The organism is Pantoea sp. SGAir0180 (genome assembly GCF_043546245.1).
Map to the genome: position 1 here is coordinate 2,727,518 of NZ_CP028071.1, position 16,077 is coordinate 2,743,594.

Genomic DNA, 16,077 nt, shown 5'->3' on the forward strand with positions numbered 1-16,077 from the left:
ATGGCTAAGCGAAGCGGATGCACGCTTTTGGTGCTGTTAAGCACAAAGACGTGCATCCAAACGGGTCAACAAGGAAAAAATGCGCAAAAAAGGTGCAGATCATCCGGCACTGGTCAGCACCTCATCCGATTCGAGCCGATCACCTGCCTGCTGCAGCTGGTACATTTGCCAGTAACGGCCCTGCAAGGCCAGCAGCTGCTGATGATTCCCCTGCTCGACAACGCGGCCACGGTGCAAAACCAGAATCGTATCGGCCTCGGTGATAGTGGAAAGGCGGTGAGCAATCACTACCAGGGTCGTATATTGACGTAAGGTGCGCAGCGTGTGTTGGATCGCCTGCTCCGTGCCGGAGTCAATATTCGCGGTAGCTTCATCCAGTATTAAAATCTGCGGCAGTTGCACCAGCACCCGAGCCAGGGCCAGTAACTGTTTCTGCCCTACCGAGAGATTATTACCCTGCTCTCCCAGTCGGGTATGGATACCGTCAGGCAAGGCGCGCGCCAGCGGGGCCATCTGTACCTGTTCAAGTATCGACCAGACCGCCTCTTCACTGATATCCCGACCCAGCCGTACATTCGCTAACAGCGTGTCGGCCAGCACCACCGGATCCTGCTGTACCATCGCGATACCGCGACGCAGTGCCTCATGGGAATACTGGTTAAGCGGACGATCGTCCAGGCGCACCTCGCCGCGCGTGGCGGGGTAATAGCCCATCAGCAAATTTGCCAGTGTGCTCTTGCCGCTGCCGGTATGTCCCACCAGGGCGACAAAGCCCCGCGAAGGCACGTCGAGATCAATATTACTCAGCACCTCACGATCGTCCCGGTAGGCAAAGCTCAGGTTCTCCAGCGTAATGCGTCCCGATTGCAGAGGCCGATCGTCATGACCGTAATGCTGCTGTGGCGCATCCATGAGTTCAAAAATACGTTCGCCCGCCACGACCGCCTGTTGCAGCATCGACTGCTGGGTGGTCAGTTCGATCAGCGGTTCATTGAGGCGCCCCAGATAGGTAATAAAGGCGTAAAGTACCCCAACTTCAAACACACCCGGCACCGAAAAGCTGAACAGCAACAGCAATCCGCAGAGTATCAGCGCGGAGAACAGGCTCAGCAGCGGCCGTAGCAGGAAACCATCCAGCCTGAGCGTTTCCATGCGCGCCAGATAATGTGAACGGCTGGCCTCCAGCATGCGTTCACCAAAGCGCGCCTGCTGGCGAAACTGTTGTATCACGCTCATTCCGCTGATGACTTCATTGAAGCCATTATTAATGTCTGCCAGGTAGCTGCGTACACGACGGGCTATCGGCGTGCTGTAGCGCTGATAAATCAGCATCACAATGAGCACCATCGGGAAAATTAACATCGCCACCAGCGCCATGCGCCAGTCCAGACTAAACATCGCCACCATCATGGCACCGACCAGCGCGGCGCTACGCAGCACCGTTGCCACCACCGTGACGTACAGATCCCGAACAACTTCGGTATCATTCGTGACCCGGGAAATAATTTGCCCGACCGGCTGCGTATCAAAGGCGCCGAGCGGCTGGCGCAGTGCCGCATTCATGGCGTCGGTGCGCAGGCGCTGTACCACGCCAATGGCGGCCCGGTTAAACAGTAAGGCCTGCCAGTAATGCAAAGCGGCAGCCAGAAGCTGCAACAGGATAAAACTTACGACCAGTCCCGCCACCGTGCCCCACGGCATCTGATGCTTTGCGACCAGATTATCAATAAAATAGCTCACCAGAACCGGACCGGTCACTTCTGCCGCGGCCGCAATCCACAGCATCAACACGGCCAAAGACAATGACTTGCGCCACGGGCTGCCATAACTGAGCAGGCGTTTGAGCGTTGGCCACATACGTTGTGATTTAGCCATGTGCCACCTCTTCTTCCCTCTCAGCGTCGTCCAGTGCCGCTTCCAGCTGTTGGTAACGGTACATATCGCGATACCAGCCAGGCATATTCGCCAGCCCGGCATGATCGCCACGCTGTGCCACCGTGCCTTTTTGCAGCACCAGAATTTCGCTGGCCTCTGTCAGCGCCGACAAACGATGCGCACTGATAATGATCGTTCGCCCTTTGCCCCACTGCCGCAGATTATGCAGGATGTCGTGTTCAGTGCGACCATCAACCGCCGAGAGTGCATCATCAAGCACCAGAATTTCCGCATTCATCAGCAAGGCACGGGCGATGGAAATACGTTGTTTTTGACCACCCGACAGCATGACGCCGCGCTCGCCCACCTCGGTTTCATAGCCCTGCGGCAGACGCAGAATATCCTCGTGCACGCAGGCCATTTTCGCCGCCTGCTCAATCTCGTCCTGCGTAGCGTTGGGCTTACCCAACGCAATATTGCGGGCCACACTGTCCGAGAACAGGAACGGAGTTTGGCTCACCACGGCCAGGCGACTGCGCCAGCTGTCCAGACGCAGCGACGGCAGCGGGATGGCATGGTAGCGAATATCACCTTGCTGAATGTCGAAATGACGCTGAATCAGACTCAGTAACGTGGTTTTACCACTGCCGGTCGGGCCACACAGCCCCAGCATATCGCCCGGTTTTAACTGGAACGTGACATTGCTTAATACCGCACCGGCACTGGCGGGATAATGAAATTCGCGGATAGCCACCTGCAGCGTTCCCGCTGGCTCAGGCAAGGTGTGATCACCGTCTTCCACCACTGGCGCTTCGGATAATAATGCGCGGATGCGGCTCCAGGCTGCGCTGCCTCGTTCAACGATGTTAAACATCCATGCCAGCGCCAGCATCGGCCAAATCATCAGGCCAAGATACATTACAAAGCTGGTGAGCTGGCCCAGCGTCATGTCTCCGTGCCACACCAGCCAGCTTCCGCCGCCTATCGCCAGCAGGTTGGCAAAACCAATGGCAATATAGATGGTGGGATCGAAACGCGCATCCACCCGGGCGACGCGCAGATTTTTTTCGCCGGTATCGCGTGCAATATCGGCAAACTGCTGGGACTGATGCTGCTCAAGTCCAAATGCTTTGATCATACGGATACTGGTCAGGCTCTCCTGCGTTTGATCGTTCAGGCTGGAAAAGGCGGCCTGAGCCAGTTTGAAACGGTTATGGAGTTGCTCGCCATAGCGGTGAATTACCAGTGCCATAAACGGCATTGGAATAAGCGAAATCAGCGTTAACTGCCAGCTGATTTGGGTACTCATGGCAATCAGCACAACACATCCCATCACCAGCGAATCCACCAGCGTGAGCACGCCTTCCCCGGCAGCAAAAACCACGCGATCCACATCGTTCGTGGCACGGGCAATGAGATCGCCGGTGCGATGGCGCAGGTAAAAGGCGGGCTGCTGTCGGCTGAGCTGACGGTAAAAGTCCTCGCGTAATTCGACGGCGAGTTGATAGGACGCGCCAAACAACAGCACGCGCCAGACATAACGCAGCAGATAAACCACGACGGCAGTCAGCAGCATCACCCCAATCCACATCATAATGCGGCTGGCGCTCATGCTGTGATGCGTTACGCCGTCAACCACCACGCCAATCACCCACGGCGGCAGAAGTTGCAGTACGGCAATGATGATTAATAAAGTGACGGCGCCCAGATAACGCCGCCACTCACGGATAAAATACCAACTTAACTGGCTGAATAATCGCACAAGGCAGCTCTCAATCTCAGGTAATCAGGGGGCAACCGGCAGGGCTGTAGTGTATTTGATCTCTTCCATCGCAAAGCTGGAGGTCACATCGATCAGGCCTGTTACACCATTAACTAAACGCTTATAGAAGGCATCATAACTTTTCATGTCGGCAACCTGAATACGCAGCAGATAATCATACTCCCCGGCCATGCGATAGAAGCCCATCACTTCAGGCATGCTTTGCACTACCGACACAAATTCCTGATACCAGTCTTTGCTGTGCTGGGTGGTTTTCACAAACATAAAGGCGGTAAGTGACAGGCCGAGTTTTTCATTATCAAGTAGGGCAACGCGTGCGCGGATGAAGCCATCTTCTTCCAGCTTTTTCAGGCGCTTCCAGCAGGGCGTGGTGGTGAGGTTAACCGCATCCGCCAGTACCTGGAGCGAAACTGTGCAATCCTGCTGCAGCATCGCCAGCAGTTTAAGGTCGATTTTATCTAACATGCGCACTCCGGTAGAAATTTTTTCTCCATTACGCCGATCTTACTGCAAAAGCTGCAAGCTCTTTTTCCTGCACGTGCCTTAAAATAGGGGGCTTTCACCCGGTCGGAAATAACCCTTATGTCTTCATGCTGGATACGCCACGCGATAAACGAAATCAATGCTGACTTTCAACGCTCTGCGGATACGCATCTGATCCGCTTTGCATTGCCCGATTTCCCGGGAATCGGGTTCTATCTGAAAGACGAAAGTACGCATCCCAGCGGTAGCCTGAAACACCGTCTGGCGCGGTCATTGTTTCTTTATGCTCTCGCTAATGGCTGGATCAAACAGGGTACGCCCGTGATTGAAGCGTCATCGGGCAGCACCGCCGTCTCAGAGGCGTATTTTGCCCGCCTGCTGGGCCTGCCCTTTATCGCCGTGATGCCAGCCAGTACGGCCCGACGTAAAATCGAACAAATCACGTTCTATGGTGGACAGTGTCATTTTGTGAGCGATCCCTGTCAGCTTTATGCCGAATCAGAACGGCTGGCGCGGGAACTGAATGGCCACTTCATGGATCAGTTCACCTATGCAGAGCGGGCAACTGACTGGCGCGGCAATAACAACATTGCCGAGAGTATTTTCCGCCAGATGGCGAATGAGCCTTTTCCTGTTCCTCATACGCTGATTATGAGTGCGGGAACCGGTGGGACCTCCGCCACGCTTGGCCGCTACATTCGCTATCAGGGATGCGATACCCGTTTGCTGGTTGTTGATCCGGAGCATTCCGTGTTTTACGACTACTGGCGAAACCGTGATGCCTTGCTCACCGGTCAGCGCGGCAGCATGATTGAAGGCATTGGACGTCCGCGCGTGGAACCGTCGTTTATGCCCGACGTTATTGATGAAATGATCAAAGTCCCGGATGCAGCCTCGATTGCCGCCATGCTTAAGCTGGAAACCCTGCTGGGGCGTAAACCGGGCCCGTCTACCGGCACAAACTTCTGGGGCATGATGCAGGTGGCCAAACGCCTGCGCGACAATAACCAACAGGGTTCACTGGTTACCCTGCTGTGCGACAGCGGCGAGCGCTATCCTGACACTTACTACCAGCCTGACTGGGTCGCACAACATATTGGTGATATCACGCCCTGGCAGCGCGAACTGGAATAATATTTCACCCCGCCAGGCAGATATAACCTGATGTGATCGCCGCCTGCAGCTGTTCAGCGGCGCACTCAGGTATTACCATAAGCGCAAATGTTTAAACTGGGATATCTCATGAAACGCGCTGTTGTGGTGTTTAGCGGTGGGCAAGACTCCACCACCTGTCTGGTTCAGGCTTTGCAACGTTATGATGAAGTGCACTGTGTGACCTTTGATTACGGTCAGCGTCATCGTGAAGAGATTGACGTTGCCCGCGACCTGGCCCTGAAGCTGGGTGCCCGTGCTCATAAAGTGCTGGATGTGACGATGCTGAATGCGCTGGCGGTGAGCAGCCTGACGCGTGACAGCATCCCGGTGCCATCGTATGACCCGACTGCAACCGGCCTGCCCAGCACCTTTGTCCCCGGCCGCAATATCCTGTTTCTGACCCTGGCATCAGTTTATGCCTATCAGGTTGAAGCGGAAGCTGTCATCACAGGCGTTTGCGAGACCGACTTCTCGGGCTACCCCGACTGCCGCGATGAGTTTGTCAAGGCGCTCAACCATGCCGTCAGCCTGGGCATGGCGCGTAACATTCGTTTTGAAACACCGCTGATGTGGCTTAATAAAGCCGAAACCTGGGCGCTGGCCGATTACTGGCAGCAGCTCACCTTAATCCGCGAAGACACCCTCACCTGCTACAACGGCATTAAAGGCGATGGTTGCGGCGACTGTGCCGCCTGCCATCTGCGGGCCAATGGCCTGAAGGCCTATCAGCAGGATCGCGCTGGCATTATGGCCGCCATGAAGGCCAAAACCGGTCTGGAATAATACTTTTGCGGCGACGATGGCGTGTCGCCGCCTCAATCAGACCGGCTTCATTAATCTTTCCAGTCGCTGCCGCAGTTCTCCTTCGAGCGGAACGGCTTTTTGCGTGCGAAGATCAATGCACACAAACGTCAGTGCAGCATCCGCGACCACCGTTTCACTGCCCGCTAACAAAATGTGTTGAGTGATGATGCCACTTTTCCCATTGAGGTGCTTAATATCACTGCTGACCTCCAGTACGTCGCCCAATACGGCCGGGCGACGATAATTGATATTGATGTTTACCACCACAAAAGCCAGTTTTTGCTCAAGCAGCCAGGTAAAGGCCTCTGCTTCTTCCAGCCATTGCCAGCGCGCTTCCTCTAAAAACTCCAGATAACGCGCATTGTTAACATGCTGGTAAACATCCAGATGGTAGCCGCGCACTTTTATCGTGGTCTGCATGATCCTTCTCCTGCTGCTTATTGACTGGTTGGACCTGTTCACTCTAGCAGAGTCCCGCCCTGACAGCAGGTTAAGCATCAGAGTTGCGCTTCACTTCACAATTTTAACCGTGAGGCATTTCGCTCCACCAGCGCGTGACCAAAGCCAGGCACGTCTTTCAGTTGATCTACCGCCGTGAACGGCCCGTATTCTTCACGATAGCTGACGATAGATTGCGCCTTTTTCAGACCAACGCCATTCATCACCGCTGAGAGTTGCTCCGCCGTGGCTTCATTGATACTGACCTGCTCCTGATGCGGCATTGAAACCTGTGCAGCCTGTGTCTCACTGGGGGTTTCCGCCGCTGCCAGTGGCGTTTGAACGAGGGCGCCACACAGGGCGAGGGAAAGATAAAAGGCATGTAAGTGGGTTTTAGCCATGCTGTGTTTCTCCTTGTGTTAAACAGCAGGCTCAGCGTGTCATGTCCGCTAAACAGACTCAAAGGGCAACGTTCTAAAATGGAAAAGGCCGCATAAGCGGCCTTTAGTCATTTCAGCTGTTACCTGAAATTTGCGAGGATTACTGCATTTGAGCAGCGGCACCGTATTTGATTTTGGCCGCTTTACGCAGGTTTTGCAGTAAGGCTTCAAAGGTCAGTTGCGCGTTGTTTTGCGTGACGCCTTTGACCATCTCGTCAATCTGCGCCTGAGGCAGGCTACCGGTCGTAACCTTATTCACCGCGATCAGCACCACATTGCCTTGCATGTCCTCACCCACGCCCCATGACGGTTTGTTATCCGCTGGCTCTGGCAGGTTGAAGGCAGCCTGAGCAACGGGATCCTGCGTGTTACGGTCAACCGTTTTGCTGGCGGTTAACGTCAGACCTGCGGCTTTCAGCACATCCGGTTTACCGGCTTTCAGCTCGGCTAACAGTTTATCAGCCTGGGCTTTTGCCTGTTGCGTCGCTTTATCATGCTTGATCGTCTCGGTGATTTGCGCTTTTACCTTGTCGAGGGGTTCCACCGCTTCGGGTTTATGCGCACTGATACGCAGTACAAAGGCACGATCGCCATCGACATTGATGATGTCAGAGTTATTTCCGGGCGCACCGTTTTGTCCCACTAACCCACCATTGAAGATGGCCTGCTTAACGGCATCAAAGTCGAGATCTTTAGGCACATCGTCACGGCTGAACCAGCCTGTTTCTGTGGCTTTCATACCTGACGCCTGCTCTGCACCAGCCAGCGACTCATTATCATTGCTCGCGGCTTCACTGACTTTCTGCTGCAGTTTGTAGAATTCCGCCTGTGCTTTATCCTGTTTGACCGCGTCCGCGATCTCATCACGTACTTCTGCCAGCGGTTTAACCTGCTCAGGCTTGATGTCGTCAAGACGGGCAATCAGGAAACCTACAGAAGACTTGATTACACCGGAAAGCTGACCCTTTTCTTTCAGTCCCGCATTCTTCAGCTCGTCTGGCGTTGTTGACGGCTCAAGCCAGCCCATATCGCCGCCTTTACGGGAAGAGATCGGGTCAATGGATTTGGTTTTTGCCAGTTCCGCGAAATCCGCGCCGCCTTTCAGCTGCGCCAGAATAGCGTCGGCATCGGCTTCGGTTTTGGTCTGAATCACGCTGTAACGATCGCGCTGGGGCTGCGTGTAGTCCGCTTTATGTTGATCGTACCAGGCCTGAATATCCGCATCGCTGGCATTTTCCTGCATGCTGGCGGCATCCAGTTTGATATAGCTTACGCGGAACTGCTCAGGGGCCATAAAGCTGCTTTTATGCTGCTGATAATACTGGTTGATTTCGTCGTCATTGACGGTTTGCTTTGCAGCCAGAGCATTCACATCGAGGGTAGCCGTCTGAATATCACGCTTTTGCGCCACCAAATCCACCAGCTTAGTGGTTTCATTTTTCAGCATAAAATCGGTATTCGCGACCGCATTGATCAGCTGTTGGGTGGCCAGTTGTTTACGCAACGCTTCGGCATACTGATCCGGCGTGAATCCCATATTGCGGATCATCGCATTGTATTTAGCATTATCGAACTTGCCGTTGGTCTGAAACGCAGACTGGCTGAAGATAGCCTGTTTGACCTGATCGTCACTGATGGCAATATGCAGATCTTTTATGTAGGTATCCAGTAATGCCTGGTCAATCAGCTGAGACAGCGCCTGCTGGCGCATCTGCTGCATGTAACCTTCGTTGCCTGCAAGCTGCGAGAACTGATCACCCAGCATCTGCTGCTGACGATTGCGCTCGTTGTTGAACGCCTGCTCTAACTGCGCACGGCTGATCTCCTGGCCATTAACTTTGGCCGCATAATCGTTGTTACCGCCAATCAGATAGTTGCCAACGCCGGTCAGCACAAAGGAGAGAATGATCAACCCCAAAATAATCTTGAGCACGACATGGTTCGACGCCGCGCGTAAATTGTCCATCATGGTATGACAACACTCCGCTGTAGTGTGAATGTAAAGCCCTGCCGCAATAACGCCATCTTCCCGACGCATTACTCCGCTGCAAGTCTGGCTGGCAGCATGCATCCTGTTGAGACAAGTCTCGCAACCTTAAACCGCCTCTCCGGATGTAAAAAAGGCACATCTTATTGATGTGCCCGTATGTTACATGAGAACGCGTTAACCGTCCTCTAATCCACTCAAGAAAATGTGTTATTGAGTGGTGGCGTTGTCATTAGTTGACAGCGTCTTTCAGTGCTTTACCTGCACGGAAACCCGGTACTTTACCTGCCGGGATAGTAATCTCTTTACCGGTTTGTGGGTTACGGCCGGTGCGCGCTGCACGCTCACGTACTGAGAAAGTGCCGAAACCTACCAGCGCCACTTCATCTCCGCTTTTCAGCGCGTCAGAAACAGAGCCCATAAATGCATCTAAAACACGTCCTGCTGCTGCTTTAGAAATGTCGGCATCGGCAGCAATTTTATCGATCAGTTGTGACTTATTCACTCTATTCATCCCCTCTTTATTATTTCACATCGTACCCACGCTTCCTGTCGGGCACGAACGCGCAGCAAGTTATATCAAGCCTTATATGCCGAAACAACGGTAATCCTCTTATAACATCGCTTCAGCAGCCACCTAAATTAGCGGGACAAAAAAAAGCTGGCAAGCACCAATTGGTGTTGCCAGCGCGGCTTTTTAACGCTTTATGCCATTAATCACTATTTTGCGGTAGCTACCTGCATACCGTAAGGCGCGTTTTCCAGTGCCAGGTTCAGCACTTCCTCAATACGTTTGACCGGATGAATTTCCAGATCGGCAATCACGTTCTGAGGAATTTCTTCCAGATCGCGTTTGTTTTCGTCCGGGATCAGCACCACTTTAATACCACCGCGGTGTGCCGCCAGCAGCTTCTCTTTCAGCCCGCCGATAGGCAGGACCTGACCACGCAGGGTGATCTCGCCGGTCATCGCGACGTTTGAACGCACCGGGTTACCGGTCAGGCAGGACACCAGGGCAGTACACATGGCAATACCGGCACTGGGACCATCTTTCGGCGTCGCGCCTTCCGGTACGTGCACATGGATATCGCGTTTTTCATAGAAATCGCCATTGATACCCAGTTTTTCCGCCCGGGCGCGGACGACAGTCAGCGCGGCCTGAATGGATTCCTGCATGACTTCGCCCAGCGAACCGGTATAAGTCAGCTTGCCTTTACCCGGTACACAGGCGGTTTCAATGGTCAGCAAATCGCCACCCACTTCCGTCCAGGCCAGACCTGTTACCTGACCCACGCGGTTTTCGCTGTCGGCGCGGCCATAGTCAAAACGCTGCACCCCAAGGAAATCCTTCAGGTTTTCACCATTAATGGTGATGTGCTTTTTGGTTTTGTCCATGAGCAGCGTTTTCACTGCTTTACGGCACAGCTTGGACAGTTCACGTTCCAGGCTACGCACACCGGCTTCACGCGTGTAGTAACGAATGATGCCAATGATGGCGCTGTCTTCGACGGTGATCTCAGACGACTTCAGGGCGTTACGCTCAATCTGCTTCGGCAGGAGATGCTGCTTGGCGATATTGAGTTTTTCGTCCTCGGTATAGCCAGAAAGACGAATCACTTCCATACGATCCAGCAGTGGAGCCGGAATGTTCATGGAGTTCGACGTCGCCACAAACATCACATCAGACAGATCGTAATCGACTTCCAGATAGTGGTCGTTAAAGGCGATGTTCTGTTCAGGATCCAGTACTTCCAGCAGCGCTGAGGCCGGATCGCCGCGCATATCCGACGACATTTTGTCGATTTCATCCAACAGGAACAGCGGGTTTTTCACGCCGACTTTCGCCATCTTCTGAATCAACTTGCCCGGCATAGAGCCAATATAGGTACGGCGATGACCGCGAATTTCCGCTTCATCCCGCACGCCGCCGAGGGCCATGCGTACATACTTACGCCCGGTTGCTTTCGCAATAGACTGACCCAGCGAGGTTTTACCCACGCCCGGCGGTCCCACCAGACACAGAATCGGCCCTTTAATTTTGCTGACGCGACTTTGCACCGCAAGGTACTCAAGGATGCGGTCTTTGACGCGTTCCAGGCCATAATGGTCGGTATCCAGCGTTTCCTGGGCTTTGCGCAGATCTTTCTTCACTTTGCTGCGCGCATTCCACGGAACCTGAACCATCCAGTCGATATAGCCGCGCACCACGGTCGCCTCGGCAGACATCGGCGACATCATTTTCAGCTTCTGCAGTTCTGCTTCAGCTTTCTCACGCGCTTCCTGCGGCATTTTGGCCGCATCGATTTTACGTTTTAACGCTTCGTACTCGTCAGGCGTATCATCCATCTCGCCCAGCTCTTTCTGAATGGCCTTCATCTGCTCATTCAGGTAGTACTCACGCTGGCTCTTTTCCATCTGCTTTTTGACGCGATTGCGAATGCGTTTCTCAACCTGCAGCAGATCGATTTCAGATTCCATCATGGCCATCAGATATTCCAGACGTTCATTGACGTCTGACATCTCCAGCACTGACTGTTTATCCGCGAGTTTTAATGGCATGTGCGCCGCCACCGTATCCGCCAGGCGCGCCGCATCATCAATATTGTTCAGTGACGTTAAGACCTCAGGCGGGATCTTTTTATTCAGTTTGATATAGCCTTCAAACTGATTGATCGCCGTGCGCACCAGCACTTCCTGCTCGCGCTCTTCAATCTCCGGAGAGACCAGATATTCCGCCTGGGCGACAAAATGGTCACCGTTGTCAGCCAGCGTAGTGATATTGGCACGCTGTAAACCTTCAACCAGCACTTTTACCGTTCCGTCTGGCAGTTTTAACATCTGCAGTACGGAGGCAATGGTACCCACTGAAAAAAGATCGTTTATGCCAGGTTCATCCGTTGAAGCCTCTTTCTGTGCGACCAGCATGATCTTTTTATCATGATCCATTGCGGCTTCGAGGCACCGAATTGATTTTTCCCGGCCAACAAACAACGGAATTACCATGTGCGGATAAACTACCACGTCGCGCAACGGCAGGACGGGGATTTCAATGCGTTCAGAACGCTCAGGATTCATAGAGCTCTCTCTTAGTTTAGTGTCCGCAAGGTGATGGGTACCGCATCAGGCAGGTGTGCGGTCAAACCCACAGGTGTCTGAGTATATGGGGATGATTGTCAGACATTCAATGTCACAACGGTGAGAAATGCAAAAGGGGAAAGATTTTCCCCTTTATAGATGGCACAATGTGGACGATTTGTTTATTTATTCGCCAGAAGCCTGAGCTTCGTGCTTGCCATAAATCAGCATGGGTTCAGACTGACCTTCAATCACCGACTCATCAATCACCACTTTCTCGACATCTTCCATGGACGGCAGATCGTACATGGTTTCGAGCAGCGCGCCTTCCACGATAGAACGCAGACCGCGCGCACCGGTTTTACGTGACATCGCCTTTTTAGCAATCGCCGTCAGGGCTTCGTCACGGAACTCCAGCTCAACGCCTTCCAGGTTAAACAACGCCTGATACTGCTTGGTGAGTGCGTTTTTCGGCTCACGCAGAATCTGAATCAGCGCTTCCTCACTCAGTTCATTGAGCGTGGCTACCACAGGCAGACGGCCAATGAATTCTGGGATCAGGCCAAATTTGATCAGATCTTCCGGCTCACATTGCGCCAGTAACTCGCCTTCTGTTGCCTTCTGTGATTTACCTTTCACCGTTGCGCCAAAGCCAATGCCTGAACCGGTTTCAACGCGCTGCGAGATAACCTTATCCAGACCGGCGAAGGCGCCACCACAGATAAACAGAATCTTAGAGGTATCGACCTGCAAAAACTCCTGCTGCGGATGCTTACGGCCACCCTGCGGCGGCACAGCGGCGACGGTGCCTTCAATCAACTTCAGTAACGCCTGTTGCACACCCTCACCCGATACGTCACGGGTGATCGATGGGTTGTCTGATTTACGTGAAATTTTATCGATTTCATCGATATAGACGATACCACGTTGGGCTTTCTGCACATCGTAGTCACATTTTTGCAGCAGCTTCTGGATGATATTTTCGACGTCTTCCCCCACATAACCGGCTTCGGTCAGCGTGGTTGCATCCGCCATGGTAAAAGGCACATCCAGTAAACGGGCCAGGGTTTCAGCCAGCAACGTTTTACCGCTACCGGTCGGACCGATCAGCAGAATGTTACTTTTGCCCAGTTCGATACCGTTGCTGGTATCCCCGTTGCGTAAACGTTTGTAGTGGTTGTACACCGCCACGGCCAGGACTTTTTTGGCCCGTTCCTGACCAATAACGTAATCGTCGAGGTGATGGCGGATCTCATGCGGCGTAGGCAGCGCACTACGTTCGCGATGCGGGGCAACCTCTTTAATCTCTTCGCGAATAATGTCGTTACACAGATCAACGCACTCATCGCAGATATACACTGACGGCCCGGCAATCAGCTTACGCACTTCATGCTGGCTTTTGCCGCAAAAAGAGCAGTACAGCAACTTTCCTGAACCGTCTTTGCGCTTATCTGTCATCAGTTAACCTCTTCTTGTTCTCAGGCCGTACCAGCCGTACAGCACTGGCCGTGGGTACACGGCCGATGTTCATTCAACCCGTCATTATCTTGTCCTGTTAACTATAGACCAGAGACAAGGTGAAGTTAGGGCTTATTGGCGATGCGTCAGGATTGAATCGACCAATCCATACTCTACCGCTTCGCTGGCGGAGAGGAAACGGTCACGCTCAGTGTCACGCTCAATTTCTTCCAGTGACTTACCGGTATGTTCCGCCATGAGCTCGTTCATGCGCTGCTTCACTTTCAAAATTTCACGCGCATGAATCTCAATGTCGGTCGCCTGTCCCTGATAGCCACCCAGCGGTTGGTGAATCATCACGCGTGAGTTTGGCAGGCAGAAACGCTTGCCTTTCGTCCCGGCTGTCAGCAGGAAAGCCCCCATTGAGCAGGCCTGGCCCATACAAATGGTGCTGACGTCAGGCTTGATAAACTTCATGGTGTCATAAATTGACATGCCAGCCGTAATGACGCCACCCGGTGAGTTGATATAAAGGTAAATATCTTTTTCCGGGTTCTCCGCTTCCAGAAACAGCATCTGGGCCACAATCAGGTTAGCCATGTGATCTTCTACCTGGCCGGTTAAGAAGATAACGCGCTCTTTAAGCAGACGGGAATAGATGTCGTATGAACGCTCGCCGCGCGAGGTTTGCTCGACCACCATTGGCACCAACGCATTGTGCGGTGCAGTAAACTCACGATCGCCACTGTATGACATTACCGTCTCCTGGATAAATTTCATTGGCAACATTCTGTACCGATTTTACGTAAGACGAGCAACAAAAACTATGCTCTGCCTCTTACCGACAACATCAGGACGGTTAATCAGTCAGCCGAACTGTTTTTTGCATACTCCCTCTATCTTGGGATAGTGCTCAGTTGTTTCAAGCATAACAACCTTTTCATCAATCGCTAACCCGGAAAAAGCGATGCGTGAACAATTCGCCTAAAAATTAATCAAATAGCGACAGACCCGTTGCCAGAAAGCGTATTACAGAAAAAAGCCCGCGACTTTTCAGGCGCGGGCTTTAGCACAAGGGGTTAAACGGACGATCAGGCCTGAGCGGTCTGATTCATCAGTTCCTGGAAGTTAGTTTCTTTTTCAGAAACTTTGGCTTTCGCCAGCACAGCTTCAACCGCCTGCTCTTCCAGCGCCACATTGCGCATGTTGTTCATCAGCTCGTTATTTTTGCTGTAGAACTCGATCACTTCCTGCGGATCTTCGTAAGCAGACGCCATTTCTTCGATCAGCACTTTAACGCGATCTTCATCGGCTTTCAGCTCGTGCGTGCGAATCACTTCGCCCAGCAGCAGACCGACCAGAACGCGACGCTTCGCCTGCTCTTCGAACAGTTCGCGTGGCAGTTCCAGCGCTTGCTTCTCGTTACCACCAAAGCGTTGTGCAGCCTGACGACGCAGAACGTCGATTTCGCTGTCGATCAGCGCAGCAGGCACATCAATAGGGTTCGCTTCAACCAGACCGTCGATAGCCTGTGTCTTCACGCGGTTACGAATCGCGCCTTTCAGCTCACGTTCCATGTTCTTACGCACTTCCGCACGCAGGCCCGCAACCGAACCATCTTCCACGCCGAAACGCTTGATGAATTCTTCGGTCAGTTCTGGCAGTTCGCGCGTTTCCACTTTCTTCAGCACGATCTCGAACTTCGCGTCTTTCCCTTTCAGGTTTTCCGCGTGGTAGTCGTCAGGGAATTTCACGTCGATAGTGAAGGTTTCGCCTGCTTTGTGACCCACAACGCCTTCTTCAAAGCCTGGGATCATACGGCCCTGGCCCATGGCCAGAACGAAGTCAGATGCTTTACCGCCTTCGAATTCTTCGCCGTCAACAGAACCGGTGAAATCGAGGGTAGCGCGGTCTTCAGCACCCGCTGCAGCGTCGGTTTCAATCCAGTTAGCCTGCTGCTTGCGCAGCGTTTCCAGCATGGTATCGACATCGGCGTCGGTCACTTCGACCTGAGGCTTTTCAACTTCGATGTTTTCCAGGCCTTTCAGCTCAACTTCTGGATACACTTCGAACTCAACCGCATAGGTGAAGTCCTGACCTTCTTTATATTCGCCTGGCACATAGTTAGGCGCGCCAGCCGGATTGATCTTCTCTTTGATGATGGCGTCAACAAAGTTACGCGTCATCAGATCGCCCAGCACGTCCTGGCGCACAGAAGCACCGTAGCGCTGCGCGACGATGTTCATGGGCACTTTGCCTTTACGGAAACCATCGATACGGACTTTCTTCGCCACATCCACCAGTTCTTTTTTAACGGCGCTTTCGATGCTGTCAGCTGCGACAGTAATCGTAATGCGACGGCCCAGGCCCTGAGTGGTTTCTACAGAAACTTGCATCTTGTTACCTCAAAAAATCACGTGCTCGGTCAACTTCAGACACCACACATTAATTAATGCGCCGTATCTAACAACCGGGACGGCTTCCGTGAAGAGAACCTGATCCCTGTTACCAGAAGCGTCCCGAAGACATTCCGGAAAAATAGACGCAGCATTATAGCGGCATCACTGAGATGAGTCGAG

The 16,077-nt window shown here is 53.1% G+C and carries 13 protein-coding genes; 2 read left to right on the forward strand and 11 right to left on the reverse strand.

Features of this window, described 5'->3' with window-relative positions; genetic code table 11:
• Nucleotides 1-99 precede the first annotated feature (99 nt).
• The 3 genes from C1N58_RS12995 to C1N58_RS13005 are packed head-to-tail and all read right to left on the reverse strand — an operon-like array spanning nt 100 to nt 4,123.
• Nucleotides 100-1,875 carry a SmdB family multidrug efflux ABC transporter permease/ATP-binding protein gene (locus tag C1N58_RS12995; RefSeq protein WP_394564227.1) on the reverse strand — a complete coding sequence of 592 codons (1,776 nt, stop codon included), beginning with the start codon at nt 1,873-1,875 and terminating at the stop codon, nt 100-102.
• Entirely contained in the window at nt 1,868-3,637 is a 1,770-nt protein-coding gene (locus tag C1N58_RS13000; protein ID WP_394564228.1) for a SmdA family multidrug ABC transporter permease/ATP-binding protein, read from the reverse strand. The genes C1N58_RS12995 and C1N58_RS13000 overlap by 8 nt, the downstream gene beginning before the upstream one ends.
• A 24-nt stretch (nt 3,638-3,661) precedes the next feature.
• The gene (locus C1N58_RS13005) at nt 3,662-4,123 is read right to left on the reverse strand and encodes an Lrp/AsnC family transcriptional regulator (RefSeq protein ID WP_033738670.1); all 462 of its coding nucleotides are present in this window, start codon (nt 4,121-4,123) and stop codon (nt 3,662-3,664) included.
• 117 nt (nt 4,124-4,240) lie between these two features.
• On the opposite strand from C1N58_RS13005, the gene C1N58_RS13010 reads away from it, so the two are divergent.
• Nucleotides 4,241-5,275 (forward strand): PLP-dependent cysteine synthase family protein, encoded by a 1,035-nt coding sequence (locus C1N58_RS13010; protein WP_033738668.1) that lies wholly within the window; start codon nt 4,241-4,243, stop codon nt 5,273-5,275.
• Nucleotides 5,276-5,383: 108 nt separating this feature from the next.
• Nucleotides 5,384-6,079, forward strand: a complete 696-nt coding sequence (queC, locus tag C1N58_RS13015; protein ID WP_006117951.1) for a 7-cyano-7-deazaguanine synthase QueC — start codon at nt 5,384-5,386, stop codon at nt 6,077-6,079.
• Nucleotides 6,080-6,115: 36 nt separating this feature from the next.
• On the opposite strand, the gene C1N58_RS13020 is transcribed toward queC, so the two are convergent.
• The 8 genes from C1N58_RS13020 to tig form a co-directional block, all read right to left on the reverse strand.
• The gene (locus tag C1N58_RS13020) at nt 6,116-6,520 is read right to left on the reverse strand and encodes an acyl-CoA thioesterase (RefSeq protein ID WP_394549834.1); all 405 of its coding nucleotides are present in this window, start codon (nt 6,518-6,520) and stop codon (nt 6,116-6,118) included.
• Between the two features lie 95 nt (nt 6,521-6,615).
• A complete protein-coding gene (locus C1N58_RS13025) occupies nt 6,616-6,939 on the reverse strand; it encodes a helix-hairpin-helix domain-containing protein (protein ID WP_033738667.1) in 324 nt (107 codons plus the stop codon).
• A gap of 139 nt (nt 6,940-7,078) precedes the next feature.
• Nucleotides 7,079-8,947 (reverse strand): peptidylprolyl isomerase, encoded by a 1,869-nt coding sequence (gene ppiD, locus C1N58_RS13030; RefSeq protein ID WP_262959921.1) that lies wholly within the window; start codon nt 8,945-8,947, stop codon nt 7,079-7,081.
• 250 nt (nt 8,948-9,197) lie between these two features.
• Nucleotides 9,198-9,470: a nucleoid-associated protein HU-beta gene (gene hupB / locus C1N58_RS13035; protein ID WP_006117956.1), complete on the reverse strand. Its 273-nt coding sequence runs from the start codon at nt 9,468-9,470 to the stop codon at nt 9,198-9,200.
• A 215-nt stretch (nt 9,471-9,685) separates the two neighbouring features.
• Entirely contained in the window at nt 9,686-12,040 is a 2,355-nt protein-coding gene (lon, locus tag C1N58_RS13040) for an endopeptidase La (protein WP_033738666.1), read from the reverse strand.
• Nucleotides 12,041-12,226: 186 nt separating this feature from the next.
• Entirely contained in the window at nt 12,227-13,498 is a 1,272-nt protein-coding gene (gene clpX, locus C1N58_RS13045) for an ATP-dependent protease ATP-binding subunit ClpX (protein WP_033738665.1), read from the reverse strand.
• A gap of 132 nt (nt 13,499-13,630) precedes the next feature.
• On the reverse strand, nt 13,631-14,254 hold the full coding sequence (clpP, locus tag C1N58_RS13050) for an ATP-dependent Clp endopeptidase proteolytic subunit ClpP (RefSeq protein WP_006117959.1): 624 nt from the start codon (nt 14,252-14,254) through the stop codon (nt 13,631-13,633).
• Between the two features lie 335 nt (nt 14,255-14,589).
• Nucleotides 14,590-15,894, reverse strand: a complete 1,305-nt coding sequence (tig, locus tag C1N58_RS13055; RefSeq protein ID WP_039338475.1) for a trigger factor — start codon at nt 15,892-15,894, stop codon at nt 14,590-14,592.
• Nucleotides 15,895-16,077: the final 183 nt, after the last annotated feature.

Excerpts from the sequence above, each read along its gene's own strand:
- C1N58_RS12995 (WP_394564227.1), bottom strand. The coding sequence starts at position 1,875 with ATGGCTAAATCACAACGTATGTGGCCAACGCTCAAACGCCTGCTCAGT.
- clpP (WP_006117959.1), bottom strand. The coding sequence starts at position 14,254 with ATGTCATACAGTGGCGATCGTGAGTTTACTGCACCGCACAATGCGTTG.
- queC (WP_006117951.1), top strand. The coding sequence starts at position 5,384 with ATGAAACGCGCTGTTGTGGTGTTTAGCGGTGGGCAAGACTCCACCACC.
- ppiD (WP_262959921.1), bottom strand. The coding sequence starts at position 8,947 with ATGATGGACAATTTACGCGCGGCGTCGAACCATGTCGTGCTCAAGATT.
- lon (WP_033738666.1), bottom strand. The coding sequence starts at position 12,040 with ATGAATCCTGAGCGTTCTGAACGCATTGAAATCCCCGTCCTGCCGTTG.
- C1N58_RS13010 (WP_033738668.1), top strand. The coding sequence starts at position 4,241 with ATGTCTTCATGCTGGATACGCCACGCGATAAACGAAATCAATGCTGAC.
- tig (WP_039338475.1), bottom strand. The coding sequence starts at position 15,894 with ATGCAAGTTTCTGTAGAAACCACTCAGGGCCTGGGCCGTCGCATTACG.
- clpX (WP_033738665.1), bottom strand. The coding sequence starts at position 13,498 with ATGACAGATAAGCGCAAAGACGGTTCAGGAAAGTTGCTGTACTGCTCT.
- C1N58_RS13025 (WP_033738667.1), bottom strand. The coding sequence starts at position 6,939 with ATGGCTAAAACCCACTTACATGCCTTTTATCTTTCCCTCGCCCTGTGT.
- C1N58_RS13020 (WP_394549834.1), bottom strand. The coding sequence starts at position 6,520 with ATGCAGACCACGATAAAAGTGCGCGGCTACCATCTGGATGTTTACCAG.
- C1N58_RS13005 (WP_033738670.1), bottom strand. The coding sequence starts at position 4,123 with ATGTTAGATAAAATCGACCTTAAACTGCTGGCGATGCTGCAGCAGGAT.